The sequence below is a fragment of the Desulfosarcina sp. genome, assembly GCF_046496365.1.
GTDB lineage: Bacteria > Desulfobacterota > Desulfobacteria > Desulfobacterales > Desulfosarcinaceae > Desulfosarcina.
Window position 1 is genome coordinate 1 of the sequence record NZ_JAWOHB010000071.1, and the last position, 25,568, is coordinate 25,568.

Annotated in this window: 26 protein-coding genes and 1 tRNA gene; 19 read left to right on the top strand and 8 right to left on the bottom strand. The window is 54.8% G+C overall.

The window, feature by feature from the left end:
* The first annotated feature begins 67 nt into the window (after window positions 1-67).
* A complete protein-coding gene (locus R6V78_RS06045; protein ID WP_410288438.1) occupies window positions 68-1,243 on the top strand; it encodes an exo-beta-N-acetylmuramidase NamZ domain-containing protein in 1,176 nt (391 codons plus the stop codon).
* Between the two features lie 103 nt (window positions 1,244-1,346).
* Here R6V78_RS06045 and R6V78_RS06050 read toward each other — a convergent pair whose 3' ends face one another.
* Window positions 1,347-1,628, bottom strand: a complete 282-nt coding sequence (locus R6V78_RS06050) for a hypothetical protein (protein ID WP_410288439.1) — start codon at window positions 1,626-1,628, stop codon at window positions 1,347-1,349.
* Window positions 1,629-1,969: 341 nt separating this feature from the next.
* On the opposite strand from R6V78_RS06050, the gene R6V78_RS06055 reads away from it, so the two are divergent.
* The 4 genes from R6V78_RS06055 to R6V78_RS06070 all read left to right on the top strand — a co-directional run bounded on the left by R6V78_RS06055 (window position 1,970) and on the right by R6V78_RS06070 (window position 7,820).
* Window positions 1,970-4,609, top strand: a complete 2,640-nt coding sequence (locus R6V78_RS06055) for a 1-acyl-sn-glycerol-3-phosphate acyltransferase (RefSeq protein WP_410288440.1) — start codon at window positions 1,970-1,972, stop codon at window positions 4,607-4,609.
* A complete protein-coding gene (locus tag R6V78_RS06060; RefSeq protein WP_410288441.1) occupies window positions 4,606-6,297 on the top strand; it encodes a sugar phosphate nucleotidyltransferase in 1,692 nt (563 codons plus the stop codon). The genes R6V78_RS06055 and R6V78_RS06060 overlap by 4 nt, the downstream gene beginning before the upstream one ends.
* A 62-nt stretch (window positions 6,298-6,359) precedes the next feature.
* Window positions 6,360-7,187 (top strand): dihydrodipicolinate reductase, encoded by an 828-nt coding sequence (dapB, locus tag R6V78_RS06065; RefSeq protein ID WP_410288442.1) that lies wholly within the window; start codon window positions 6,360-6,362, stop codon window positions 7,185-7,187.
* A 174-nt stretch (window positions 7,188-7,361) separates the two neighbouring features.
* Window positions 7,362-7,820 (top strand): chemotaxis protein CheX, encoded by a 459-nt coding sequence (locus R6V78_RS06070; protein WP_410288443.1) that lies wholly within the window; start codon window positions 7,362-7,364, stop codon window positions 7,818-7,820.
* A gap of 125 nt (window positions 7,821-7,945) precedes the next feature.
* Here R6V78_RS06070 and alaS read toward each other — a convergent pair whose 3' ends face one another.
* From alaS to R6V78_RS06095, 5 genes are all read right to left on the bottom strand, one after another.
* Window positions 7,946-10,573 (bottom strand): alanine--tRNA ligase, encoded by a 2,628-nt coding sequence (gene alaS, locus R6V78_RS06075; protein ID WP_410288444.1) that lies wholly within the window; start codon window positions 10,571-10,573, stop codon window positions 7,946-7,948.
* A gap of 63 nt (window positions 10,574-10,636) precedes the next feature.
* Window positions 10,637-11,674 (bottom strand): recombinase RecA, encoded by a 1,038-nt coding sequence (gene recA / locus R6V78_RS06080; protein ID WP_410288445.1) that lies wholly within the window; start codon window positions 11,672-11,674, stop codon window positions 10,637-10,639.
* 205 nt (window positions 11,675-11,879) lie between these two features.
* On the bottom strand, window positions 11,880-12,455 hold the full coding sequence (gene thpR / locus R6V78_RS06085; protein WP_410288446.1) for an RNA 2',3'-cyclic phosphodiesterase: 576 nt from the start codon (window positions 12,453-12,455) through the stop codon (window positions 11,880-11,882).
* Window positions 12,456-12,491: 36 nt separating this feature from the next.
* The gene (locus tag R6V78_RS06090; RefSeq protein WP_410288447.1) at window positions 12,492-13,661 is read right to left on the bottom strand and encodes a homocysteine biosynthesis protein; all 1,170 of its coding nucleotides are present in this window, start codon (window positions 13,659-13,661) and stop codon (window positions 12,492-12,494) included.
* 13 nt (window positions 13,662-13,674) lie between these two features.
* Window positions 13,675-15,048, bottom strand: coding sequence for a M23 family metallopeptidase (locus tag R6V78_RS06095; RefSeq protein WP_410288448.1), 1,374 nt, complete (start codon window positions 15,046-15,048; stop codon window positions 13,675-13,677).
* Window positions 15,049-15,212: 164 nt separating this feature from the next.
* Here R6V78_RS06095 and kdsA point away from each other — a divergent pair, with 164 nt between their 5' ends.
* The 14 genes from kdsA to R6V78_RS06165 all read left to right on the top strand — a co-directional run bounded on the left by kdsA (window position 15,213) and on the right by R6V78_RS06165 (window position 24,757).
* Entirely contained in the window at window positions 15,213-16,001 is a 789-nt protein-coding gene (gene kdsA, locus R6V78_RS06100; RefSeq protein WP_410288449.1) for a 3-deoxy-8-phosphooctulonate synthase, read from the top strand.
* Between the two features lie 9 nt (window positions 16,002-16,010).
* Entirely contained in the window at window positions 16,011-16,529 is a 519-nt protein-coding gene (locus R6V78_RS06105) for a KdsC family phosphatase (RefSeq protein ID WP_410288450.1), read from the top strand.
* Complete coding sequence (lptC, locus tag R6V78_RS06110) at window positions 16,526-17,095, top strand: LPS export ABC transporter periplasmic protein LptC (protein WP_410288451.1); 570 nt, start codon at window positions 16,526-16,528, stop codon at window positions 17,093-17,095. Before R6V78_RS06105 ends, lptC begins: the two co-directional genes overlap by 4 nt.
* Window positions 17,076-17,642, top strand: coding sequence for a lipopolysaccharide transport periplasmic protein LptA (gene lptA / locus R6V78_RS06115; protein WP_410288452.1), 567 nt, complete (start codon window positions 17,076-17,078; stop codon window positions 17,640-17,642). The genes lptC and lptA overlap by 20 nt, the downstream gene beginning before the upstream one ends.
* Window positions 17,643-17,674: 32 nt before the next feature.
* The gene (gene lptB, locus R6V78_RS06120) at window positions 17,675-18,397 is read left to right on the top strand and encodes an LPS export ABC transporter ATP-binding protein (protein WP_410288453.1); all 723 of its coding nucleotides are present in this window, start codon (window positions 17,675-17,677) and stop codon (window positions 18,395-18,397) included.
* A 1-nt stretch (window position 18,398) separates the two neighbouring features.
* Window positions 18,399-19,832, top strand: a complete 1,434-nt coding sequence (gene rpoN / locus R6V78_RS06125; protein WP_410288454.1) for an RNA polymerase factor sigma-54 — start codon at window positions 18,399-18,401, stop codon at window positions 19,830-19,832.
* 125 nt (window positions 19,833-19,957) lie between these two features.
* The gene (gene hpf, locus R6V78_RS06130) at window positions 19,958-20,482 is read left to right on the top strand and encodes a ribosome hibernation-promoting factor, HPF/YfiA family (protein WP_410288455.1); all 525 of its coding nucleotides are present in this window, start codon (window positions 19,958-19,960) and stop codon (window positions 20,480-20,482) included.
* A 36-nt stretch (window positions 20,483-20,518) separates the two neighbouring features.
* Window positions 20,519-20,977, top strand: coding sequence for a PTS sugar transporter subunit IIA (locus R6V78_RS06135; RefSeq protein WP_410288456.1), 459 nt, complete (start codon window positions 20,519-20,521; stop codon window positions 20,975-20,977).
* A 58-nt stretch (window positions 20,978-21,035) separates the two neighbouring features.
* Window positions 21,036-21,911: an RNase adapter RapZ gene (gene rapZ, locus R6V78_RS06140; protein ID WP_410288457.1), complete on the top strand. Its 876-nt coding sequence runs from the start codon at window positions 21,036-21,038 to the stop codon at window positions 21,909-21,911.
* A 52-nt stretch (window positions 21,912-21,963) separates the two neighbouring features.
* Complete coding sequence (locus R6V78_RS06145; protein WP_410288458.1) at window positions 21,964-22,377, top strand: PTS sugar transporter subunit IIA; 414 nt, start codon at window positions 21,964-21,966, stop codon at window positions 22,375-22,377.
* A gap of 92 nt (window positions 22,378-22,469) precedes the next feature.
* Window positions 22,470-23,474: a type I glyceraldehyde-3-phosphate dehydrogenase gene (gap, locus tag R6V78_RS06150; RefSeq protein ID WP_410288459.1), complete on the top strand. Its 1,005-nt coding sequence runs from the start codon at window positions 22,470-22,472 to the stop codon at window positions 23,472-23,474.
* Window positions 23,475-23,539: 65 nt separating this feature from the next.
* Window positions 23,540-24,301, top strand: coding sequence for a triose-phosphate isomerase (gene tpiA, locus R6V78_RS06155; RefSeq protein WP_410288460.1), 762 nt, complete (start codon window positions 23,540-23,542; stop codon window positions 24,299-24,301).
* 24 nt (window positions 24,302-24,325) lie between these two features.
* Window positions 24,326-24,652, top strand: a complete 327-nt coding sequence (secG, locus tag R6V78_RS06160; protein WP_410288461.1) for a preprotein translocase subunit SecG — start codon at window positions 24,326-24,328, stop codon at window positions 24,650-24,652.
* 18 nt (window positions 24,653-24,670) lie between these two features.
* Window positions 24,671-24,757, top strand: a tRNA-Leu gene (locus tag R6V78_RS06165).
* Window positions 24,758-24,873: 116 nt separating this feature from the next.
* Here R6V78_RS06165 and R6V78_RS06170 read toward each other — a convergent pair.
* Window positions 24,874-25,311, bottom strand: a complete 438-nt coding sequence (locus R6V78_RS06170; RefSeq protein WP_410288462.1) for a hypothetical protein — start codon at window positions 25,309-25,311, stop codon at window positions 24,874-24,876.
* 14 nt (window positions 25,312-25,325) lie between these two features.
* On the bottom strand, window positions 25,326-25,568 hold a 243-nt coding region (locus R6V78_RS06175; protein ID WP_410288463.1), incomplete at its 5' end, for a hypothetical protein.

Here is a 25,568-nt window from a genome sequence, read left to right on the forward strand (position 1 = left end):
CATCAGCCAAGGAAGACGGCGCCGTCCGATAATCGACTGTTTACCAGTTCATCAAGGAATGATCCCAATGACAGCGGTAAAAACGGGTCTAAGCGTTTTATCAGAATCAGCGCCCCGATCATTGAAGCACCAGCGCATGGGACTGCTGTGTAATCCGGCATCGGTGGACGGCAACTTCACCCATGCCCGCGAACGGATTCGACAGGTCTTCCCGGGTCAGTTAAAAGCCCTGTACTCCCCCCAGCATGGATTTTATGCTGAAAGACAGGACAACATGATCGAATCCGGCGACCGGCTGGATCCGGTTACCGGCCTGCCGGTGTTTTCCCTGTACGGAGATACCCGTGTTCCCACCCGAGCCATGATGGACCCCATAGACATTTTGCTGGTAGACCTTCAGGATGTGGGCACCCGGGTCTATACGTTTATCTATACCCTCTCATACTGCATGGAAGCGGCACGGCTTTATGGCAAAAAGATTATTGTCCTGGATCGACCCAACCCCCTGGGAGGCCTTCGCCTGGAAGGAAATCTGCTGACCCCCGCGTGTTCGTCTTTCGTGGGTCGCTACCCCATTCCCATGCGCCATGGATTGACCATCGGGGAGCTTGCCGTCCTTTTCAACACCCACTTCGGCATCGGTTGCGACCTGGACGTTGTTCTCATGCAGGGATGGGAGAGAGAGATGACCTTCAGCCAGACCGGTCTGCCTTGGGTGCCGCCGTCGCCCAATCTGCCTACACCGGCCTCGGCCATGGTCTATCCGGGCCAGGTGATCTGGGAAGGAACCAACATCTCAGAAGGTCGGGGAACCACCCAGCCCTTCGAAATCTTCGGCGCACCGTTTTTGTCTCCCGAACATCTGCTTGAACGAATCGATGCCGACCTTCTGGCCGGTGTCGTACTCAGACCGGTTGAATTTGAACCCACCGCCAACAAGTGGACGGGGCAGTCGTGCCGAGGGTTCCAGATCCATGTCACCGACCCGGCGGTCTATTCGTCCTACGCACTCTCTGTGGGTCTCTACCAGGCTGTTTTTCACGCCCACCCCGACCGGTTTACCTACAAACAACCGCCCTATGAGTATGAATACGAGCGTCTGCCCATGGACCTGATTTTAGGTGACCGCCGGCTCCGTAAAGCGATTGAAGCCGGCACGCCGTTGGCGCGCATACGTTCAAAATGGGAAGCCCAGCTATCCGACTTTATGCGCATCAGCAAAGGTATTCGGTTTTACAGGTAATCTTGATCCCAACGGCAGGGGGGAGGTGGACGTACCCCAAGCGCAAAAGCCCCGATCAGCAGGCCGATCGGGGCAGCATATTCAAATTCGGGGAGAGGTGGAATTACTTATCGGATTTCAGCGTCTCGATCTCTTTTTTAAGCTCGTCAATCTCTTTTTTGTACTTTTCGGCATCCTCATCGGCACCGGAATCATCGGTCGTGCTGTCGTCTTTTTTCCATGTATCCTTGAGCTCATCAAACCCCAGATAGAGCGCCAGGCCACCGCCGAGCAGGAGCATCACCGGAAGCGCACCGGCCAGCAGCTGTAGAAATTCACCGAACCATACCGACAGGCCGATCAGACCGAGAACCGCTGCAACCGCTCCACCAATTAACGTTTTCATAGAGAATCATCCTCCTTCTTGAACAATTTAAGTTAGACTGATTGAAAATGACTTCATCGGCCATCCGTGTGGATGCCCCTGCGAAGATTTGCCCGATCGGCCACGCGCTTCGTTTTCTCCGGCATTTGCCGAACGATGGGCATATTTTAAAATATTAATGGGATTTCAATTAGATAGCGCATCTGAAATGGCGCCATCAAGTCTATTGGCAATAACATAGAAGCCAGACCAGCGCAAGTATATTTTTCTGCGCTGAATATGGCGTTGCAATGGGGCCAGGCTTCTGTTATTTTTTTGTGTCATCCATGTTTTATCCTTTTGGAATCTAACATTCTAAAATTATGAATAATCAAATAAATAATCCGGGTTCTCCCATTGGGCTGAAGGTTCGCAGGTGGATTGACCGCCTGCTGAAAAATTCACACGATCACTATTTCTGTTTTCTGCCCTCACCCACCGGAACGCTTTCAAGTGCCTTCCTGAAGCGTCTGGTTTCGGGCGTTTTTATGGGCGCCGAACAGGCGGACATCCTTAAAAACATCCCCGATAAGGCCATTGTCGTCTACACAACCAAGTATAAAAGCCACTTCGAATTTCTCTTTGCCCATACCCGCTACCGTCAGCTCAGCCTGCCGATACCTGAACTGGTTTTCGATTCGGGCTCTTTTTTATGGCAACCCCTTTCGCGGGTGTTCCGCATCTGCCTCGCCTACCTCGATGAACTGTTTGCGGAGCGCCGAATTCATAACCCCTATCGAAGCGATTACTACCAACGCGCCCTTCTCTCTTCGGGTTGTGCCACGCTAGCCCTGGTTGAGAAAAAAGGGTTTTACCGACGGTTCGTCAAGGAGAAAAACGATCCGCTTGGCTACCTCATTGAGGTGCAAAAGCGGATCGACCGCCCCATCTATCTGGTTCCGCAACTGATGTTTTTCGGTAAAAAGCCGCTGCCTGCGGTTCCGAGCCTGTTTGACCTGTTTTTTGGCACCTCACACCGTCCGGGGATGTTTAGAAAGCTTGTCACGCTGATCCGGTATCCCGGAAAAATCTTTGTTGAACTTTCCCCTCCGCTGAACCTGCAGCAGTGGCTCAGCCAGTCGGTGCATACAGACGAGAGCATCAATTTCCAGGCCCTTAAATTGCGGCGCCAGCTGCTGTTCCAGCACAACCGCCACCGACAGAGCATCACCGGTCCCGTCTTGAAATCCAACGAAGAGCTCAAAGAATCTATTCTCACCAGCGATCGGATGCAGTCTTTCATTAAAAGACATGCGGCTTCGCGACAGGAATCGATTTACAGTATCAGGAAAAAAGCAGATGGATACCTGGATGAAATTGCCGCACGCTACAGTCCGGCCGTCATCCGCGTCATGTCCTCGGTGGTGGGGTGGATCATCAACTCCATGTTCGACGGGGCTGTCATTGACAAAGCCGGTCTGGCCCGTGTCAAGGCCATGTCCATGCAAGCGCCGCTGATTCTCATTCCCTGCCACAAAAGCCATTTCGATTATTTGATCCTTTCCTACGTACTCTACCACAACAACATGCCCTGCCCCCATGTCGCCGCCGGAAAAAATCTCTCCTTTTGGCCGCTGGGCCCGATCTTCCGGAGCTGCGGTGCCTTTTTCCTGCGTCGGACGTTCAGGGGGGCGGTGCTTTATTCACGTGTCTTCTCCGCTTATATCCACAAGCTGTTGGAAGAAGGATTCAACATCGAATTGTTTATCGAAGGTGGCAGAAGCCGCTCCGGCAAACTGCTCATGCCTAAACTGGGTCTGATCTCCATCCTGCTGGATGCCTATCGCAATGGCGCCTGCAAAGACATGATCTTTGTTCCCGTTTACATCGGCTATGACCGGATTATCGAGGAACAAGCCTATATTCAGGAAGTGGCGGGCGGCAAAAAGGAGAATGAGAACCTCAGCCAGGTTATCCGCGCCCGGCGTTTCCTGAAAAAACGCTACGGGAAGATCTATATTAACTTCCACGACCCCATTTCCACCCGGGATCAATTGGCGGACACCACCGAGCCGCTGGACCGCATGGCCCAAAAAGATATCAACGCCTTGTGCCGGAATCTGGGCTGGCGCATCATCAATGCCATCGACAAACAAACGGTGATTACACCACACGCAATGGTAGCCGCCGCCATCTTGAACATTTCCAAGCCCCGTTTCACCCAGGAGGAGTTAATGGATGCGGTGAACACCTACCTGGCCTTCGCTCTATCCCAGAATGCCAAGCTTGCCGACACCATCACGCTCAACCCTGACAGTGCCATGGAATTTGCCATCGAACGCTACCTGTCGCGCAAACTGCTTGAAAAAGCGCCCGGCGACAAGGATTTGCCTGAAGAACAGGCCAGTTTCACCGTCAATGCCGCCAAGCGCACACTACTTGAATTTTACAAGAATAACTGCATTTCCTATTTTGTGCCGGCTGCCTTCACCGCATTGGCGATCATCAAAAAGGATGCCTTCCAGTTCAGCGCCACCGATCTACACAACCAGTACCAGTATTTCCAGGACTTCTTCAAATATGAATTCGCCTTCGATCTGGATCGGCCCCCGGTTCATTTTGTCAGAAAAACCATCAAATCATTCATCGATGATGCGATGCTCATGCCTCACCAGACCATCCCCGACAGTTACCAGATTACCTCCGCAGGTTATCGGAAACTAAAACTATTTGCCGCTTTTTTGAAACCCTACTTCGAATCCTACCGGGTGGTGCTTCACTTTTTCCGAACCAACCGGAAACAAAACCTGGAGACGAAGGATAAACTGAAAAAAATTCAGAACCTGGGTCTTCATATGCTTAAAAACAAAGAAATCGAACTGGTGGAGTCAACCTCCAAAATCAACTATACCAACGGTCTGAACTATTTTTCCGCCAATGGGATCCGCAGTCATGAAGACGAGCCCCAGATCGCTCATTTTGAAACGGTCATCCAGGCCTACCTGAATCTGTTGAACCAATGAAAGCGCTGATCCTGGCAGCCGGCTTTGGAACCCGGTTGGCACCCCACACCCGAACCCTCCCGAAAGCCTTGTTCCCGGTTGCCGGCATACCGGTGCTGGGCCGCATGATCACCCACCTGATTCGGGGTGGCTGCACTGCTATTGCCGTGAATACCCACCATCTGTCCCATCTGATCGCGTCCTACCTGGCAGAAAACGATTTTGGCGTGCCCCTGACCGTGAGCCATGAGCCGGAGATCCTGGGAACCGGCGGTGCCATCCGCCGCCTGGCACACTTTTGGGATGACGATCCGTTCATGGTCGTCAATGCGGATATTGTCACCGACATCGATCTGGCTGACGTCTACCGGCGCCACAAGCTGGATGGCGCCCAGGTGACCCTGGTCATGCATGACCGCCCTGCCTTTAACCAGGTAGGGGTGGATGAGCAAAACCAAATTACCGGGTTCGAGCGGGTCGACCGTCCAACGAACCAAAGCCCCCATCGTAAAATGGCCTTTACCGGCATTCACGTCATGGACATCCGCATCCTCGACCGCATTCCAGGCAGCGGGTTCAGCGACATCATCCACGTTTACCGTCAGATGCTCGACGAAGGCAGACCCATCAATGCCCAGGTGGTCCGGAATCATTACTGGCAGGACATTGGCAGCCCCGACGGTTACCGCGATGCGGCTGCAGATGCCCTGGCACCTGAGGCGTTCCGATCGGCCTTTGGCGACTGCCAGACCCCTGACATTGTCCGTCGCCGTTTGTCCGGCGACGGTTCCGACCGCGGTTGGTTCCGACTGACAGCCGGCCCGCACCGGCTCATCCTGGCCGACCACGGCATCACCACCGCACCGGCGGGCAGCGAAGTCAATGCATTTGTCAGGATTGGTGCGCATCTCTTTCACTGCGGCTTGCCCGTACCCCGCATCCACACCCATGACGGATTCAGCGGCCTGGTGTTTTTGGAAGACCTGGGAGACTGCCATCTGCAGCAGGTGCTTCAACAAAAGCCCCATGGAAGCCGCATCGAAAGACTTTACCAGACAATCATCGATACGCTGCTGGACCTGACCGAAAAGGCGCTCGAGGGCTTCAATCCGGACTGGACCTGCCAGACCCGGGCTTACGATGCGGCACTGATCCTTGAAAAGGAGTGCCGTTATTTTGTGGACGCTTTTTTAAACGGTTACCTGAACATGACGGTCGCCCATGATAGCCTGACCGCGGAGTTCGAACACCTGGCCCGATGCACCATCGACCATGGCGTCAGCGGGTTGATACACCGTGATTTCCAATCCCGCAACATCATGCTCCGGGATGACCGGCACTATCTCATCGACTTTCAGGGGGCGCGATACGGGCCGGTTCAATACGACCTTGCCGCCCTGCTGATTGATCCCTATGCCGGCCTGGATCAGCCGCTGCAAGAGCGGTTGTTGGGTTATGCCGCCCACCAGGCGTCCGACCGTTTAAAAAGCGACCCGGACACGTTCATCCGCGGCTTCCGCTATTGCGCCGTCACCCGCAACCTTCAAATACTGGGGGCTTTCGGGTTCTTGAGCCGGGTCAAACGGAAAATGGGTTTCGAACGATGGATTCCTGCTGCTGCAGCCATGCTGGTCGGCAACATCCGATCGGCCGATTGCCGGCCGCTGCCCAAACTGACCCGCATTGCCGAAAAAATCGGTTCGGGGTAGCCGGAGGTTTTCGGTCCCCTTTACAGCCAGTGGAAGACTCAACCCAAAAAGGATCTTAAAAAATGCAGCCCATCCAAATAATGATCAACGGCCTGCCAGGCAACGTGGCCACCACCATCGCCAGCCATGCCTTGAGCGACAACCGGGTCATGCTGATACCCCATGCCCTCACCGGCCCTGAAATCACAGTTGACCAGGTCACCGTCAAGGGCACTGTCATCGAACTCATCAAACCGACCGATCGGGGGAAAAAAATGGACGCCATCGTCAGCCGATACGGGAGTTTCATCAGTGTGGACTTTACCCACCCATCGGCCGTCAACGACAATGCCGTATTCTACTGCCAACGGGGGCTGCCCTTTGTTATGGGAACCACCGGCGGAGATCGGGAAAAACTGACCCGGGTGGTTGCCGCATCAGCCGTCTGCGCTGTCATCGCACCCAATATGGCCAAACAGATCGTCGGGTTTCAGGCCATGATGGAATACGCTGCCGACCACTTTCCCGGTATTTTCAAGGGCTACCAGTTGACTGTCCGGGAGAGCCACCAGGCCGGTAAAGCGGATACCAGCGGCACGGCCAAGGCCATGGTTTCCTATTTTGGCCGCATGGGCGTCGATTTCTCGCCGGAACAGATTACCATGGAACGCAACCCAGTGGTTCAGCGCGAAAAATGGAAAATTCCCGAGGCCTACCTGTCGGGTCATGGGTGGCACACCTATCGACTGACCTCACCCGACAAAACCGTGGTCTTTGAATTTCAACACAATGTGAACGGTCGTGACATCTATGCGGAAGGCACCATGGATGCGGTCTGCTATCTGGATCAGAGACTGAAACTGGAGGAAACGGGCCGGGTGTATAGCATGATCGACGTGCTCAAGGCTTAGCATCGGCCGTTGGAGATCCGCCTTGCCCGTCAATTTGATTTTTTGCAGGCATCGGGGGGCTCAAGTTGGCGGGAAAATAACCGATGATAAGCCTGTATTGACCGGTGCATCGTTCCGGCCGGATGCCGTTGAATCGACTTTTTACCAGTTCATCAACCTTCTGACAGGTGAAGAATGGACGTCAAGTACATCAATCCATTTATCAATGCGGTCAAAAAGCTGTTTAACACCATGATCGATGTTCCCTTCAAGCTGGGCAAACCCAGCCTTAAAAAAGGGGGACTGCCGGGATATGAAATCAGCAGCATTATCGGCCTTTCCGGAACGGTGACCGGTTGCGTGGTGATCAACCTCTCCAAAGCGGTCGCCCTTGAGCTGGTATCGGCGCTTGTCGGAGAAGCGGTCACAGAACTGGATGACGACTGCACCGACGCCATCGGAGAAATTGCCAACATGATCGCCGGCAACGCCAAAACCGACTTTCCGTCAGCCGGCACGTCGATCAGTGTTCCCAGCGTGGTGGTCGGCAAGCACAAGGTCTCCTATCCTTCCGGCTTGCCCATCATTGTCATCCCCTGCATAACAGGCAAAGGGCAGTTGGTGATTGAAGTGGCACTCAAGGAAAACGGTTGACGCTGGAGCCTGTCAATGCGCCACTGCCTGCGCAAACAGGCTCACACCGCAAAAAGAGACACCCGCCCGGCCATGACCACCGCAGGCCTTTCTGGGGTGCTGTCTGCACGGAATTAGTCGGCTGACTATCCCTGCCGAATCAGTTCACGGGCAGTTTCGAGCGCCCGTCCCAGGTGCTGGGGCTGCGTGCCACCGGCCTGGGCCATATCGGGCCTTCCACCGCCGCCGCCGCCCACTTGGGCGGCAATCGGTTTAATCATTTTACCCGCATGGAAACGGCCAAGCAGATCTTGGGTCACAACGACGATCAGCAGAACCTTGCCCTCGGTTTCACAACCCAGAACAACAACACCCGAGCCGATGCGGTCCTTGAATCGATCGGCCAACTCCCGAAGGGCGGAGGGCTGGTCAACGGTCACCTGGTGAATAATGGCGCTGACACCGTTGATCGTAACCGCCTGCTCGCCGCTGCTGTCAGCCTGCAGTTCAGCCATTTTGGTCTTGAGCTGCTGATTCTCTTTTTCCATGCTTTTCAACCAAACCATCACCGATTCGACGCGTTTAACCAGGCTGTCGGGTCTATCCTTTACCAGATGACTCAACTGCTGGAGAATCCGGCTGGTTTTCTGAACATGTTCCAATGCGGCAAGGCCGGTCAGGGCTTCAATTCGTCGCACGCCGGAGGCCACACCGGCTTCGGAAAGAATTTTGAACAGGCCGATGTTGCCGGTACGGCCGGTATGGGTGCCACCGCATAGCTCGCGGCTGAAGGTATCCAGCGTTACGACACGCACCCGGTCACCGTATTTTTCCTCGAACAAGGCCGTAGCACCGGATTGCATGGCCTGCTCCATATCCATCTCCTCCACCGCCACGGGCGCATTCTGGCGGATGCGATGGTTGACGAAGATTTCGATGCGCTCGAGTGCATCCGGATCAATCGGGGAAAAATGGGTAAAGTCAAAACGGAGCCGCTCCGGTGCAACCAGGGATCCGGCCTGCTTCACGTGGTCTCCCAGTTCCCGGCGCAGGGCCGCGTGCAGGATGTGTGTGGCTGTGTGGTTGCGTGCCACGTCTGCCCGACGGTCGCCGTCCACGCTCAGCATGACCGTCTGGCCGTTTTCCAGACGGCCGCTCTGCAATCGCCCTTTGTGAATAATGATGCCGGTGGGATCCTTGACCGTGTCCGTTACGATCATCTCCATACCCGGTGCTGAAATGGTCCCGCGGTCGCCCACCTGTCCACCGGCTTCACCGTAAAAAGGAGTCGCCGTTGTCACCACTTCAACCGTGGCCGGTGCATCGGCTGCCGACACGCTCCGGCTGTCTTTGACCACCAGCACCACGCGCGCTTCACAGGCCAAAGCACCGTAACCCACGAACTCGGGTTTCTCACCCGAAGCGCTCAAATGGCGGTAGGCATCGGATATGCCTGTAAATTCGACTTTGGTACGGGATTGTCTGCGCTGTTCGTCCATGCGCCGTTCAAACCCGTCGGTATCCAGGGTCAGCCCCTCGTCGCGCACCATGTCGCGCACGATATCCGCGGGAAACCCGAAGGTGTCGTATAGTTTGAAGATCAGGTCGCCGGGAACCCGGGTGGCGCCCGTTGCCCGGATCTCCGCCAGGCTTTCGGTGAGCACCCGCAATCCGTTGTCCAGGGTTTCCGAAAAGCGGACCTCTTCGTTTTCGATGACGTTGGTGATGAAGGCGGATGCGGCCTTGAGATCCGGGTAGGCCGGCGCCATGATGTCAAACACCACCCGGGCGGTTTCGTGCAGAAAAGGTTTTTTCAGGCCGATGTTGCGGCCATACCGGATGGCCCGCCGCATGATCCGCCGCAGTACATATCCCCTGCCCTCATTTGACGGCAGCACCCCGTCACCGATCAGAAAGGCTGCGGCGCGACTGTGGTCGGCGATCACCTTCATGGCCACGTCGTCGGCATTGCTTTGCCCGTAGGCCTTCCCGGCCAGCGTTTCGGTGCGCTGTATGATGGGGAAGATCAGGTCCGTGTCAAAATTGGTGTTCACGTTCTGGATCACTGAGGCCATGCGCTCCAACCCCAGGCCCGTATCGATGCTGGGTTTGGGCAAAGGGGTCATGGCGCCCGAGGCATCGCGGTTGAACTGCATGAAGACCAGGTTCCAGATTTCCAGAAACCGATCGCAGTCGCAGGCCACATCGCAGTCCGGCCGCCCGCAGCCATGCGCTGCACCCCGGTCCAGGTGGATTTCACTGCAGGGGCCGCAAGGACCGGTGTCGCCCATGGCCCAGAAGTTCTCCTCCTCACCCAGCCGGACCATGCGCGATTCAGGGATGCCGATGCGCTTGTGCCAGAGATCAAAGGCCTCGTCATCATCCAGATAGACCGAAGCCCAGAGCTTATCGGCCGGCAATCGGTAACCGTTGGTCAAAAGATCCCAGGCAAAGTCAACCGCTTTTTCCTTGAAGTAGTCCCCAAAGGAGAAGTTGCCCAGCATCTCGAAAAACGTATGGTGCCGGGCGGTATAACCCACATTTTCCAAATCGTTGTGTTTTCCGCCGGCCCGGACACACTTCTGGGAGGTGACGGCGCGGACATAATCGCGCTTCTCCTCACCGAGAAAGGTGCGCTTGAACTGAACCATGCCGGCATTGGTAAACAGCAGCGTCGGATCGTCCTGGGGAACCAAGGAAGAACTGCGGACCACGCGGTGGCCGTGTTTGTTAAAATAATCAAGGTACAGCTGTCGAATCTCGTTGCCGGTCATAACCATCTCCTGAATGCGCGCCCACGGTACCCGGACCCCCCCACGGCCGTATCGGGTCAGCGCCTATTGCTTGTCTGTTTTTTCCGTTTTCGATTTCGTGTCCGGCTGCAGCAGGCCCACCGACTCACGCACCTTCACATCCACAGCGTCGAAGAGATCGGGATTGTCCTGGAAAAATTTTTTAACGTTCTCGCGGCCCTGGCCGATGCGCTCGCCATTGTATGAATACCAGGAACCGCTTTTTTCGATGATGCCTGCGTTGACCCCCACGTCCAGCAGGTCTCCTGACCGGGAAATGCCCTCCCCGTACATGATGTCGAATTCTGCCTCTTTAAAGGGAGGGGCCATTTTGTTTTTGACCACTTTGACCCGTGTCCGGTTGCCAACTGCTTCCTGACCATCCTTGATTGCGCCGATACGCCGGATGTCCAACCGGACAGACGCATAAAATTTCAGTGCATTGCCGCCGGTGGTGGTCTCCGGATTGCCAAACATGACACCGATCTTCATCCGGATCTGGTTGATGAAAATCACCGAGGTCATGGTCTTGCCGATGGTGCCGGTCAGTTTTCTGAGCGCCTGGGACATAAGCCGGGCCTGGAGTCCCATGTGTGAATCCCCCATCTCTCCCTCGATCTCCGCCCGGGGAACCAGGGCCGCCACGCTGTCGATCACCATCACGTCGATAGCGCCGCTGCGCACCAGCATGTCGGCGATCTCCAGGGCCTGCTCGCCGGTGTCCGGCTGTGAAACCAGCAGTTCATCACAGTTTACCCCCAACTTGCGTGCATAGACGGTATCCAGGGCATGTTCGGCATCGATAAAAGCCGCAATGCCCCCCTGCTTTTGCGCATTGGCCACGGCGTGAAGGGCCAGGGTCGTTTTTCCTGAAGATTCGGGGCCGAATATTTCAATGACGCGGCCACGGGGCAGCCCGCCGATGCCCAGGGCGCGATCGAGTTCGATCGACCCGCTTGAGATCACGGGAATATTGCTGACGGGGCGCGCCCCCAGCTTCATGATCGCGCCCTTGCCGAACTGACGTTCGATCTGGCCCATGGCGGAATCTACAGCCTTGGCTTTATCCGGTGAAATGGTCATGCATGCCTCCCTTTTTTTTAACCGGGTGAAAAATCTTCATTGAAACCTCCCATGGCAATCCCCGGGAAGGCGGCGATCACGACTGCCCGCCCCCTGCCGCGGTTCAATCTGCGGGATTCACGTTCGCCCGCCAGCCCCGCCGCACATGGCGGGAAACAGGCTCACGCTCACATGTCAAACCATATGCATGCATCCGCAGCAGGTCTTACGCATCCGACAGCCGCGACGTGTGCAGCGGGATGTACTCGGCCCCTGCAGATTTCAGCTTGCTTTGAAACAGCGTCAGTCGATCCACCCGAAACGAATCGGATCTGGCCGCACGCATGGATTCCAGCGCTGCACCAAGCGTTTGCACATCCATACGCCGCCGGGTCCGGCCAATGGTCAGGTGTGCACGGAAATCCCGGGGTTCCCTCTTGCAAGCAACCGAATTCAGACTGGATTCGAGGGTCGCCTGAAGTGCTTTCAACGGTTCGATTTCACCCGCCAGGCCCACCCATAAAACACGGGCATGGCGCAAATTCGGGAAAACACCCACGCCGCTTGCCTTGATCTCAAATGGCGCGATCGCTGCGGCGGCTGAATCCAGCTTGGCAGCAACTGCAGGAACCCGTTTTGGATCGATATCCCCGAGAAAATTCAGGGTCAGGTGAATGTTCTGCGTCGCTACCCACCGGATGTCCATTGCCGCGAGTTGAAGTTGGGACTGCACCTGCTGCAAAAAGACGGCAACCGCATTCGGGATCGGCACGGCGATAAAGGTGCGGATGGTCTTTTGCATTCCGTTTCCCTTGCATCCCGGCATCTTGCCTGGACATCAGGCAGCGGGAAGCGTGAACTGAGGCTGGCCCAATTCAAACCGACCCGCCAAGATCCAATTTTTGAGCGTTTCGGCAATCTGTCGGGCCTTGACCATGCTGGAGAGCGGAACCGTGGGAACTTGCTTGCCTTTGACGGTGATGAAACCACTTTTCAGCTCCGCATAACTGACCTGGCCCAATCGGCTGGTCTTTCCCTTGGGGTAATCGTTGCCGTAATCCACTATCTGGGTGAAGATGTCAGCATCCGAGACCGCCGTAAATCCGGCCATTTCTGCATTCAGGATCGGGATGGGGACGCCGAGCCCCACTGCCAGCGAGCACCCGTACCCCTGGATGCTAACCCCCACCAGCCACTCCGGACTCATCTGCTGCATATCTCCCATCACCCACAAGGTGCCTGCCGGACTCAGCGGTGTACCGTTTTCGGCCCGGTTCACCCCGGGACGGTGCTGGGTTCCGTGCCAGGTCACATACCCGACGCCTCCGCCCAGGAAAATCCGCGTTCCCAGTCCGATGGTTTTGTAGTAAGGATCGTTGAACAGCGGACTCAACTGTCCGGCCGAACAAAAGTTGGCGTTGCCTGCCCTGGGTTTTAAGGCTCCCATGTATGTGTATACGGTTTTATTGGTCAAATTGACCGCACAGTTGTAATTTTGATAGGCGTTTCTCGGATTGCACAAGGTTGCCTGGGGCAGTGATTTCAAGGTCACGACCTTCTCATATTCCCGGCTGGGATAACAGTCCGTGCCGTAGGCGCTGGCCTTGATATGCACCTTTTTGCCCGCCACCAGATCCTGCAGCACATGACCGCCGCCATACAGGAACTCGCCGGGATACACCTTGTTGAGCGGGTCGTCTTCACAGGGTTCGGTGGCCCCGATGTAACAATCCACGGCGGCAATGCCTCCGTAAGCCGGTACGTTGTTGATCCACACCTTGGCGGCTTTGGTACCCGGCACCGAGTGGCCGAAATTGATGAAGGCACCCGACGAACACATGGGCGCAAAGGTGCCCGTGGTGACCACATCCACTTGCTGGGCGGCCGCTTCAGGCCCGTTGGCTTTAACGATGTCGATCATCTCTTCGGCGGTGACAACCACCACATCACCGCACCTGATCTTGGCGTTGATCTGCTGGTAGGTTTTCTGAACGCTGAATCTGGCCATGCCGCGCCTGCTCCTATCGGGGTCCTGCGTCATCGATCTTGTCGCTGACGTTGTTTTTGATCCACATATCATCCCACCACTCCACCGGGTTGACGTAGGTCTGGTGAATCAAAGTGCTAAAGTGCAGATGATCTCCACCGGCAAGACCCGTTATGCCGGTCTTGCCTATCATTTTCCCTTTTTCGACCATCTGACCATCGGCAACATCGATTTGGCTCAAATGCGAGTATAGGGTGAACAAGCCGAATCCGTGGTCAAGTATGATGGTGTTGCCGTAGATGCCCTGTTCGCCGGCAAAGACCACTTTGCCGCGATTGGCCGCCGGCACCAGGGAGTGAGCCGTGGATGCCAGATCGATGCCCAGGTGAACCTGGCGATCGACCTCCTTGCCTGCGTAAAAATAGGTCCGTTGATCGGCAAACCTGGCCCGGTTGGCCGCATGTGGCAACCGCAGAAACGGTCCGTCCCAGAGAATCTCTTTTTCCGTTTGTGAGGTAACTTGGTAAATCGCCTCGCTGTCCATGCTGCGCAGTTCCCGGTTGACTTTCAAGAAAAGGTCGAGCCGGCTGCCGCTGGCGGCTTCGGGAAAGTAGCGTTCGAAATCGGGCATTTTGGCATTTAAAAAGGTGTCGGAAAGATTGATGGCATCTTTTCTGAACGAACGGGTGTTGATGTGATGAATCAAACCGGTTGTGGACAGATTACCGGCAAAATCGGTTGCCGTAACCGCCACCCGCGCTTCCTTGCCCTGCCGGTAGTCCAGTGCAAAAAAAGCCATGTAGATCGTCGAATCTTTGAAATGACCGGCGTATCCGGGGTAGAAATGATCCCCGACATTGACGCCGCTGACCGGGCAGTCTTCCGAAAGCCGGTAGAGCGCAACACCGCTGCCTCCCTGGGCGAGGTTGTGCGCACGGCTGATCAGATTGATGGACGGTGCCTGGGTGTCGATCCGGATCTCTTTTTCCAGTTGGACCCGGTTGCCTTTGCCCCACTCGCGCAGGGAGTAATCCCAGACCACCACCCGCAGAACCCCCTTTCCGTCGGCAAGGCCCAGAGACTTGGGTGAGACGGCTGCATTCACCTGCACCGTTTTTTCCTTTCCACCGGCAAAAAAACCGGCTGAAGGATAGGTCCGCTGCAGGATTTCCACTTCCCGACCGTCAACCAACAGCCCCATCCATATTCTACGAACACCGCTGCCGGCATCGTCAACAGAAACGTCGATGGTTCCTGCGGCACCGATAAAAGCAGATGCGAGATCGATTTCGAGGGCGGGCGGTGTTCCTTCCAAACGAATAATGGCCAGCCACACGGCTGGGATACTGATCAGCAGCACCATGCTGACCACCAGGATCGGTTTGAGCGAGCGTCGTTGCTTATTCAACGGATTCTTCCCTTTTGAAGCTGTTCGTTGGCTGTCCTTTAAATCAGCGACGATACCAGTTAAGCCACCGGTAATCAAGGCAAAGTTTTTCACGGCTTGACTTTTCAAGCACCTGAGGATACAAAAGAAACCATGATTGCAATTCAAACCCAAGACGGCATCGAATGAAACCTGACCGTTCTTTTTTCCTGATCAGCGGACCCTGTGTCATCGAAGATGAGGCGATCACACTGCGCATTGCCGCCCGACTGAAGGAACTGACCGGCAGCCTCGGCATTCCCTTTACCTTCAAGGCGTCCTACGACAAGGCCAACCGCACGGCCATCTCCGCTTACAGGGGGCCGGGCATCCAAGCAGGCCTGCGGGTGCTGGCCAAGATTAAGGAAACCCTCGACGTGCCGATCCTGTCTGACGTTCACCGCATCAGCGAGGTCCCCACGGCCGCCGAGATACTCGATGTCATCCAGATCCCGGCATTTCTTTGCCGTCAGACCGACCTCCTTTTGGCGGCGGCCAAAACCGGCAAGGTGGTAAATGTCAAGAAAGGCCAGTTTCTGGCTCCGTGGGACATGGTTCATGTCGTCGCCAAGATTCGTTCGGTATCCAACGTCCAACCCATGATTACCGAACGCGGTGTCATGTTCGGCTACAATAACCTGGTGGTGGATTTCAGGGGTATTCACATCATGCAGCAGACCGGTTGCCCGGTGGTCTTCGACGCCACCCACAGTGTTCAACTTCCAGGCGGAGCCGGAAGCAGTTCCGGAGGTCAACGGGAGTTTGCCCCGGTTCTGGCCAGGGCCGCCGTTGCCGCCGGCGCCGACGGGGTTTTCCTGGAGGTTCACGAAAAACCGGATCAGGCGCTTTGCGACGGTCCCAATTCAATCTCCCTGGACCAGTTACCCGGCCTGCTGGTCCAGCTCAAAGCCATTAAAGCCGCCCTGGCCGTTTGATAGTTTCCCATGATTGACACCCGCCTTAAACAAATTTCACTGATTCTGCTGGATGTGGACGGGGTGCTCACCACCGGTCAGGTGATCTATAACGACGCCGGCCAGGAAACGAAGGTTTTTAACGTACGCGACGGGTTGGGCATCCGCATGCTCATGGAAGCGGGTCTGCAGGTCGGCATCGTCACCGGCCGCCGCTCCATGGCACTGGTACACCGGTGCAGGAATCTGGGCATTCACCTGCTCAAGGACGGCGTCCGCGACAAGGCTGCCGCACTGGAAAGCATTTTGAAAGAGACCGGTGTTACCGCCGCACACACGGCCTTTGTCGGAGACGACCTTCCGGATCTGCCGATCATGCGCCGGGTGGGGGTGCCCATGGCCGTCGGCGATGCCCACGATCAGGTGAAACAGGTGGCTGTTCTAACCACCCGGGCACGTGGCGGCTGCGGAGCGGTGCGTGAAATCAGCGAACGAATCCTCAAGGCCAGGGGCGACTGGGAGATGTTGATCCACAGGTTGTTTCCATGAAAAAAAAACGCCTGGTTCAACGAATCCTGCTGGCCGTCGGCGTGTTGGCCTTAGGGACCACCATCGCCGTTTTTATCGGCTACCGCCATGTAACGCGCAATCCGGAAATCCTGTTGGACAGGGTGCAGAAAGAGGCCGACATGCAGCTGAACAAAATCCGCCAGACCGCAACGAAAAACGGTATTCGGGAGTGGCGTCTGGAAGCGGAATCGGCCACCTTGATGGATCAACACAAAACCATGCTGCTGACCAGGCCCGATGTGGAGTTTTTCATGGACGACGGTGACAACGTGCGCCTGACCGCCGACCGGGGTACGATTTTCACAGACTCCAGCCGCATGAATATCTCGGGACAGGTATCGGCCGACACCAGCCTTTACCGCTTCCGGACCGACGCACTCGCCTATGATCCGGCAACCAGAGAACTGCGCGCCGACACGCCGGTGACAATTACCGGCCAGGCATTCACCCTGCGCGCAGACAGCATGGCCATGAACCTGAAAACGAACATCACCCATTTCGAAGGCGGTGTGGAAGGAACCATCAGTGAAGACCTGCAGCTTTAAACTTCCTTTCGGATTGGTGCTGACGACATTTTTTTACCTGTCGCTGCTGCCCGGTCTGGTCGGATCGTGTCTGGCCGCTGCGGATTCACCCCAAGCGAATGCGGCTGAACCCGAAGCGAAAAAAATCCAAATTACCGCCGAGCGGCTCATATCGGACACCACGAACAACACGGCGGAGTTTATTGGGAATGTCAGCGCCAGTCAGGGTAATACCCTGATCACAGCAGACAACCTCAAGGTTTTCTTTGCGGGAAAATCCGGCCCCGATGACGCTTCCCCGGCGCAGTCCCTGGAGAAGCTCGTGGCCGCGGGAAACGTGGAAATTAAATTCGACAATAGGCTTGCCGTCGCCCGGCAGGCGGTATATATAACAGCCCAGCGGGTTCTGATACTGACCGGCCCGGGGGCATCGGTAACCAGCGGCGACAATATCATCACCGGGGAGACAATCACCTTCTACAGGGAGGATGGGCGCTTCACCGTCGAGGGTGGATCCAACGGCCGCGTTACCGCCGTAATTGTGCCGGAAGAAACAGGGCTGGAATAGTACGCAACCATGTGCCCCGGGGGAAGCTACGAATGGCGACTTTATCCGTTCGCGAACTGGTCAAAGTCTACCGGGGCCGAAAAGTGGTGGACCGGGTCAGCCTGGACGTGGAGAGTGGCCGGGTATTCGGATTGCTGGGACCCAACGGTGCAGGCAAGACCACCACGTTTTACATGACCGTGGGTCTGGTCAAGCCGGATAGCGGCAGGATATTTCTCGATGATATGGATATCACGGAATATCCCATGCATATCCGGGCAAGAAAAGGCGTGGGCTATCTGCCCCAGGAGGCTTCAGTTTTCAGGAAGCTCACCGTCCGGCAGAACATCCTGGTGATCCTGGAGACCCTGCCGATGAGTCGCCGTCAGCGCCATGACCGCACCGACAACCTTTTGGAAGAGTTGGGTATATCGCATGTTGCGGATTCCAAGGCGGGTGTGCTTTCAGGTGGTGAGCGCCGACGCCTGGAAATCACTCGGGCCCTGGCTACCGATCCGGCCTTCATGCTGCTGGACGAACCCTTTGCCGGGGTTGACCCGCTGGCCGTGATTGACATCAAGAAGATCATTGCCCATTTAAAGGACCGCCGCATCGGCATCCTGATCTCGGATCACAATGTTCGGGACACCTTGGGTGCGTGCGATTCAGCATTTATCTTAAACGACGGCAAGGTGATTGAAACCGGGACACCGGAGCAGATCGCCGCGAGCACCATCGCCCGCCGGATATACTTGGGAGAAGAATTCAGGCTCTAAGATGGCAATTGAACTCAGGCAGCAACTCAAACTGACCCAGCAGCTCATAATGACGCCCCAGCTCCAAATGGCGATCAAGCTTTTGCAGTTGTCGCGGCTTGAGCTGGTGGATACCATCCGACAAGAGCTCGAAGAAAATCCCACCTTGGAGGAAATCCAGGAGACCCCCGACAGATCCAAGGATGGTGAACCCGAAGAGGCGACGACTACCATTGTCGAAGAGGCCCGGGAAGTCACTATTGATGAGAAAATCAATGACGAGATCGACTGGAGCAATTACATCGACGAGTACAACTCGCCGGGAAAAGTCAATTTCGAATCCGAAAGCCGCGAGGCGCCCCAATACGAAGCCTTTGTCGCCTCAAAGGAATCCCTCAGCGACCACCTCCTGTGGCAACTGCTGATGCTGTCGCCCACCGACATCGAAAAACAGGTGGGCAGCCTGATTATCGGCAACCTCAATCGGGACGGTTACCTGCAGCTGTCCGTCGAAGAGCTCAGCGAGCAAAGTGGCGTTTCCATCGAGATGGTGGAAGACGTCCTGGAAACCTTGCAGTCCTTCGATCCGGTGGGGGTTTGTGCCAGAGATCTGCGGGAATGTCTCCTGCTTCAGGCCCGCTTGCTGAAGTTGGAAAACACGCTGGTGACCGACATCATCTCCGACCACCTGAAGAATCTGGAAAATAAAAATTACAAGGCCATCTGCAAGGCCCTGAAGGTGAAACTCAAGGATATCGTTGCCGCAGTCAGTATCATCCGCGGGCTTGAACCCAAACCCGGACGACAGTTCAATGAAGAGACCCCCCATTACATTATCCCGGATATCTACGTCTACAAAAGCGAAGGCGACTTTGTCATCGTCCTGAACGACGACGGCATGCCCAAACTTCGGGTCAACCCCTTCTACAAGCGCGCCATTACCCGCAAAAACGAAGTCAGCGCCAATGCCAAGGATTACATTCGGGATAAAATGCGATCCGCTGCCTGGCTGATCCGCAGCATCCACCAGCGCCAGAAAACCATATACAAAGTGATGGAGAGTATCCTGAAATTCCAGCGGAACTTTTTCGATAAGGGTGTAGCCAATTTAAAACCCATGGTGCTCAGGGATGTTGCCGAAGACATCGGCATGCACGAATCCACCATCAGCCGGGTGACCACAAATAAATACGCCCACACCCCCCAGGGTATTTTCGAACTCAAATATTTTTTCAACAGCTCCATCAAGCGGGTTCATGGAGAGGATATTGCCTCGGCGAGCGTGCAGTCCAAAATCAAAAAACTGATCGAAGGGGAAAACCCCAAAAAACCGCACAGCGACAGCAAGATGGCCGACCTGCTCAAGGCGGACAATATTGACATCGCCCGTCGAACGGTAGCCAAGTACAGGGAAATGATGGGCATTCTATCCTCCAGCAAGCGAAAGCAATTTTAATGGCTTCCCCCCAATTTCAGTCGTCCAGTTTTCATCTCCCCTTGGCATGGACGGGCTGAGCATACTTCTGAAACCGCCTGACCGTTCAGTTCGAGCGGTTTTTTCAAAAAAGGAGGCTTGTTCACATGAATACATCCGTTAGATTCAAAAACCTCGAACCCTCGGATGCCCTCAAGTCCTACGTCAGTGAAAAACTGGACCGCATGGAGAAATATTTCAATGGGCCGGCCGAAGCCAATGTCGTCCTGTCCATTGAAAAATTCCGCCACAGCGCTGAAATCCATATCATCGGAGACCGGTTGACCATCAACGGCAAGGAAGAGACCGAGGAGATGTATTCAGCCATCGACATGGTGCTGGACAAACTGGAAGTTCAGATTAAAAAAAGTAAACAGAAAAGCAGGGCACACCGATCCAAAGCGAAAACCGACCCGCTTGCATCCGACCAGGCGATCGATGAAGACACGGACCTGCCCCGGGTAAGTGTCCACCACATCGAATACAAGCCCATGGACGAGGATGAGGCGGTGCTGCAGATGGACCTGATCAAAGATAATTTTCTGGTATTCACCAATGCCAGGACTGACACGGTCAACGTGCTCTTTCGTCAAAAAAACGGAAATTACGGATTAATCAAGCCCCTTACCTAGCAGCGATCTTATGGCGCCCGAGCGGATGATACAACGATGAAAATTTTGGATGTTCTCAACAGCGAGGTTATCCTGGTAGACCTGAAATCCAAGGACAAGATCGGTATTTTGAATGAGCTGGTCGCCCCTGCGGCCCGAATCACCGGAATCGACCACAAAGATATGATGCGGGTGTTGATGGATCGTGAACGGTTGGGCAGTACGGGAATCGGCGGCGGGATCGGCATTCCCCACGGAAAACTTAAAAAATTGGAGCGCCTGCTCCTGGGGTTTGGCCTAAGCAGGCAGGGCGTGGATTTCGAATCCATGGACGGTCGCCCCACCCACCTTTTTTTTCTGCTTATCACCCCCGAAAGCTCCACCGACCTGCACCTCAAACTCCTGGCCCGCGTATCGCGTCTGCTAAAAAATGAAGCCTTGAAAGAGATGATGATGAAAGCAACCCGCCCGGAGGACATCATCGCCATTATCAGTGAGTACGATGACGATTTTTAACCGCATGCAGTGCCTTGAAAACCATTTGTCTTCCCCATAGTCATGTGAGAACCACGCTGTGAAACGGCCCCCCATCACCATCGTCACCGGAAGATCCGGATCCGGAAAAAGCACCGCATTGGCTGCATTTGAGGATTTGGGTTACTATTGCGTGGACAACATGCCGGTTGTCCTTTTGCCCGGTTTTATGGATCTGTCGCTGGAAAATGCCAACCCGTTTGCCGGCCTGGTATTCGGCATGGACCTTAGGGATAACAATTTTATCGGCCGGCATGAATCGGTACTCAATGTCTTAAAAGGCATGGGGTTTCAATTTCGGATCATCTTTTTAGAGGCCAACGAAAAGATATTGCTCAGACGCTACAGCCAGACCCGACGGCTGCATCCACTGGCTCTAGACAAGAACATACACGACGCCATCCTCGCAGAAAAAACCATACTGTCCACGTTGCGCCACAAGGCCGATCACATCCTCGATACGTCTGATATGACGGTTCACGACCTTAAGGCCGTTATCCGGAAAATGGCCGCCGTGGTCACCGAACACGGCCACATGCGGGTCCAGGTAATATCCTTCGGATTCAAGTTCGGTCTTCCGGCCTACGCCGACCTGGTTATGGATGTCCGTTTTATCAAGAATCCCTATTTTGTTGAATCGCTTCGGCCCTTGAGCGGAAAAACGGAAAAAATCCGATCTTTTGTCTTGAATAATGACCAAACCTGTTTATTTTTAAAAAAATATTTTGATCTTCTGGATACGTTGATCCCCCAATATGAAAATGAAGGCAAGACTTACCTCACCATTGCCATCGGCTGCACAGGAGGTCGTCATCGCTCTGTGGTGATCGCCGGGCAGGTGTATGATCACATTTCAACATCGGGTCGAATGGCTGAATTGACCCATCGCGACATTGACAAATCCGCTTCGTTATGAGAGAGGCATCCGGTTTGTTTACACGAATTTACCAGATGAAAGACAGGTGGATATGATTGGCGTTTTAGTGGTTACCCATTGCCGGCTCGGAGATGCGCTTTTGGAGGCGGCTGATTTTATCCTTGGCGGAAGGCCTGAGGCCATGGCCGCCGTGTCAATCGATCTGAACGAAAATGCGGATAAACTGCGCAAAAAAATCGCAGACGGCATAAAAAAACTGAAAAGTGACGACGGCATTCTGATCCTCACCGACATGTTCGGGGGCACACCATCCAACCTCAGCTACTCGTTCCTTGAGGAAGGCCGCATCGAGGTGATCTCGGGGGTCAATCTACCTATTCTGATCCGGGCGGCCAGCGCCCGAAAAAACCAGACGCTCGCGGAAATGGCTGCCAGTCTCGAAGCGTTCGGGAAAAAAAGCATCTCCCTGGCCAGCGGCATTTTAAAGGGAAACAAAAGAGGATAAATGGGCCAATGCATGGCCACCGGCATGAACGGTGTAAAGGATACCCATCTGCGCGTGCGTTGACATTGGGCGAAACCTAAAAGGAGGGCAAGATGAGCATAAAAATCGGCATAAACGGCTTTGGTAGAATCGGTCGTGTGGTATTTCGTGCAGCCATGAACCATCCTGAAGTCGAGGTCGTGGCCATCAATGACCTGACCGACGCGGCGACCATGGCCCACCTGCTGCAATATGATTCAGTCCACGCCAGGCTTGACGTGGAGATCAAGGCCAAAGAAGGCGCCATCGAAGTCAACGGTAAGTCCATCGCCTACACAGCCATCAAGGATCCCGAAAAACTGGCCTGGAAAGATTACGGCGTAGATGTTGCGTGTGAGTGTACCGGACTTTTCCGGAATCGGGATAGCGCAGCCAAGCACCTGACCGCCGGCGCGCGCAAGGTGATCATCTCCGCTCCTGCGCAAGACCCGGACATCACCATCGTGATGGGTGTCAACGCCAATAAATATGATCCCAGGCAGCACCACATCATTTCCAATGCTTCCTGTACGACCAATTGCCTGGCACCGGTGGCAAAAGTACTCCTGGAAAATTTTGGCATCAAAAGCGGGCTGATGACGACCATTCACTCCTATACCGGCGATCAACGGCTGCTGGACTTCCCCCACAAAGACCTTCGCCGGGCGCGGGCAGCCGCCTTGTCCATGATCCCCACAACCACCGGCGCGGCCAAAGCCGTGGCCTTGGTACTTCCTGAATTGGAGGGTAAACTCAACGGCCTGGCCATTCGCGTTCCCACCCCCAACGTCTCGATCGTCGACGTGGTGGTCAGCGTGGATAAAACCGGCGTCACCAAAACCGATGTCAATGAAGCGCTCAAGGAGGCCGCTGAAGGTGCGCTCAAAGGCATCCTGGGATACAGTGATCTGCCCTTGGTCTCAACCGATTTCAATGGCTGTCCGCTTTCATCCATCGTTGATGCGCCGACCACTTACGTTGTTGAAAATATGGTCAAAGTACTCTCCTGGTACGACAATGAAACCGGCTACTCCAACCGAATGGTCGACTTGGCCGCCATGATCGGCAAACAACTGTGATGCACTGGTAAGTCGCTTATCGGGCGGCGCCGGCAACTTTAACAACCGGAAGGAGAAATCGACCCATGAGCAGTCGAACGCCTTTGATTGCGGGCAATTGGAAGATGCACAAAACCGGTTCACAGGCTGTGCAAGCTGCCAATCAGTTGAAAAACCTGATCAACGGGGTCACGGGTGTCGAAGTGATGATCGCCCCACCCTTTACCGCCCTCTACCCGGTGGCCCAGGCGCTCAAAGGCAGCCGCATCGCCGTGGGGGCCCAAAACCTTCACTGGGAGCAACAAGGGGCGTTCACCGGTGAAATTTCATCGGAAATGCTGGTGGATGCCGGTTGCAGCCACGTGATCATCGGCCACTCCGAACGTCGGCAGTTGTTTGGTGAAACCGATGCGGGCGTCAACCGAAAAATTCAGGCCGCCCTTTCTGCAAAGCTCATCCCGGTTTTCTGTATCGGTGAAACCGAGGCGCAGCGTGAAAATGGGGATACATTTTCTGTGCTTGACAAACAGGTTCGAGATGGTCTACTAGGTTTTGCTTTTGATGACCTAACCGGCCTGGTTGTTGCTTACGAACCGGTCTGGGCTATCGGGACCGGAAAAACCGCCACCAGGGAGCAGGCACAGGAGGCCCATCAGTTTATCCGGTCACTGCTCGACAAGCTGTTGGGAAATCCGTTTGCCAGTTCCGTTCGCATTTTATATGGGGGAAGCGTAAAACCGGACAACGTCCGGGCCCTTATGGAGATGCCTGATGTGGACGGCGCATTGGTCGGCGGCGCCAGTTTGGATCCCGAAACATTCAGCAAACTGGTATCTTTTAATCATTGAGAAAACCTTAAAAGACGATAACCAATGTCCATACTATTGATAGTCATTCATGTGGTTGTTTGCATCGCCTTGATCATGATCGTACTGCTCCAGACCGGCAAGGGTGCCGACATGGGCGCCGCCTTCGGCGGCGGTTCAAGCCAGACCCTGTTCGGGAGTACTGGCGCGTCAACCTTTCTAAGCAAAGCAACCACCGTGGCCGCCATCGTATTCATGCTGACCTCTTTGACCCTGGCCTACATATCGGGAGGCAAGACAACCAAGTCAGTGGTTACCGACACCCAAGTGCCCATCGAACAGCCAGCACAGCCTGAAGACAATGCACCCCAAACGGATACGAAATCGGAGTAAAACCCAAATTACAAATACGCCGAGGTGGTGGAATCTGGTAGACACGCTATCTTGAGGGGGTAGTGGCCAACGGCCGTAGGGGTTCAAGTCCCCTCCTCGGCACCACATAAATAACAAGGGTTTACAGAGAATATCATCTGTAAACCCTTTATTTTTGGGCTTTCACAAAAAATCATCAATTTTTTACTAATGATATTAGGTATTTTTTATTTAGTATCTTTTTATTCGATGGGACTCCCTAAACGGCTCCCTAAACGGCGTTCCGAGTTCATTCCAGATAATGACGTTACTCTTCTCAACACGTTGCTGAAAATGTCACTGATCCATCTTTGAATCTCTTGGTCATTATCCAGCCCGGCAACGATACCCTTCAAAAAATCCACATCGCCGACCCCTGCCTCAACGACATAGGCAGCCTTTGCCTGCTCTTCTGGTTCCAAATCGCTTCGGAGGTTCAACTTGAAATAGGCATGGATTTGACCCTTGGCTTTGATGAGCAACTTCACCCTATTGATCGCCCGGTCGTATTGTTCCCCCGGAGTTGCTCGATCGGGAAAGCACGTCTCCACTTCGGACGCCAGCATTGAGATCAAGTCCTCGAAGAAACGAGCCCGCTCCTTTGGAACGAAAGCGGCAATTCTTTGCAAGATTTTCCCCATGCCAGAAACTCCCTTCATTGAATCAGTCTTTCAAGCTCATCCTCGATCGCCTTTTCGACAGCCTCCATGATAAAGCCGTGGATGCTATGCGGTGTGTTATCCGCAATGTACTGGAGTTTCATGTGCAGCGGTTCCGGCAGTCGGAGGTTGAACGATTTGATGACACGCTCGTTCGCTTCAGCCCAAGGGAAATTTGAAGTCCCCTGAATGAAATTGTCTTCGGAGAGATTACGCTTCTTTGGGATGGGTGGTTTTTT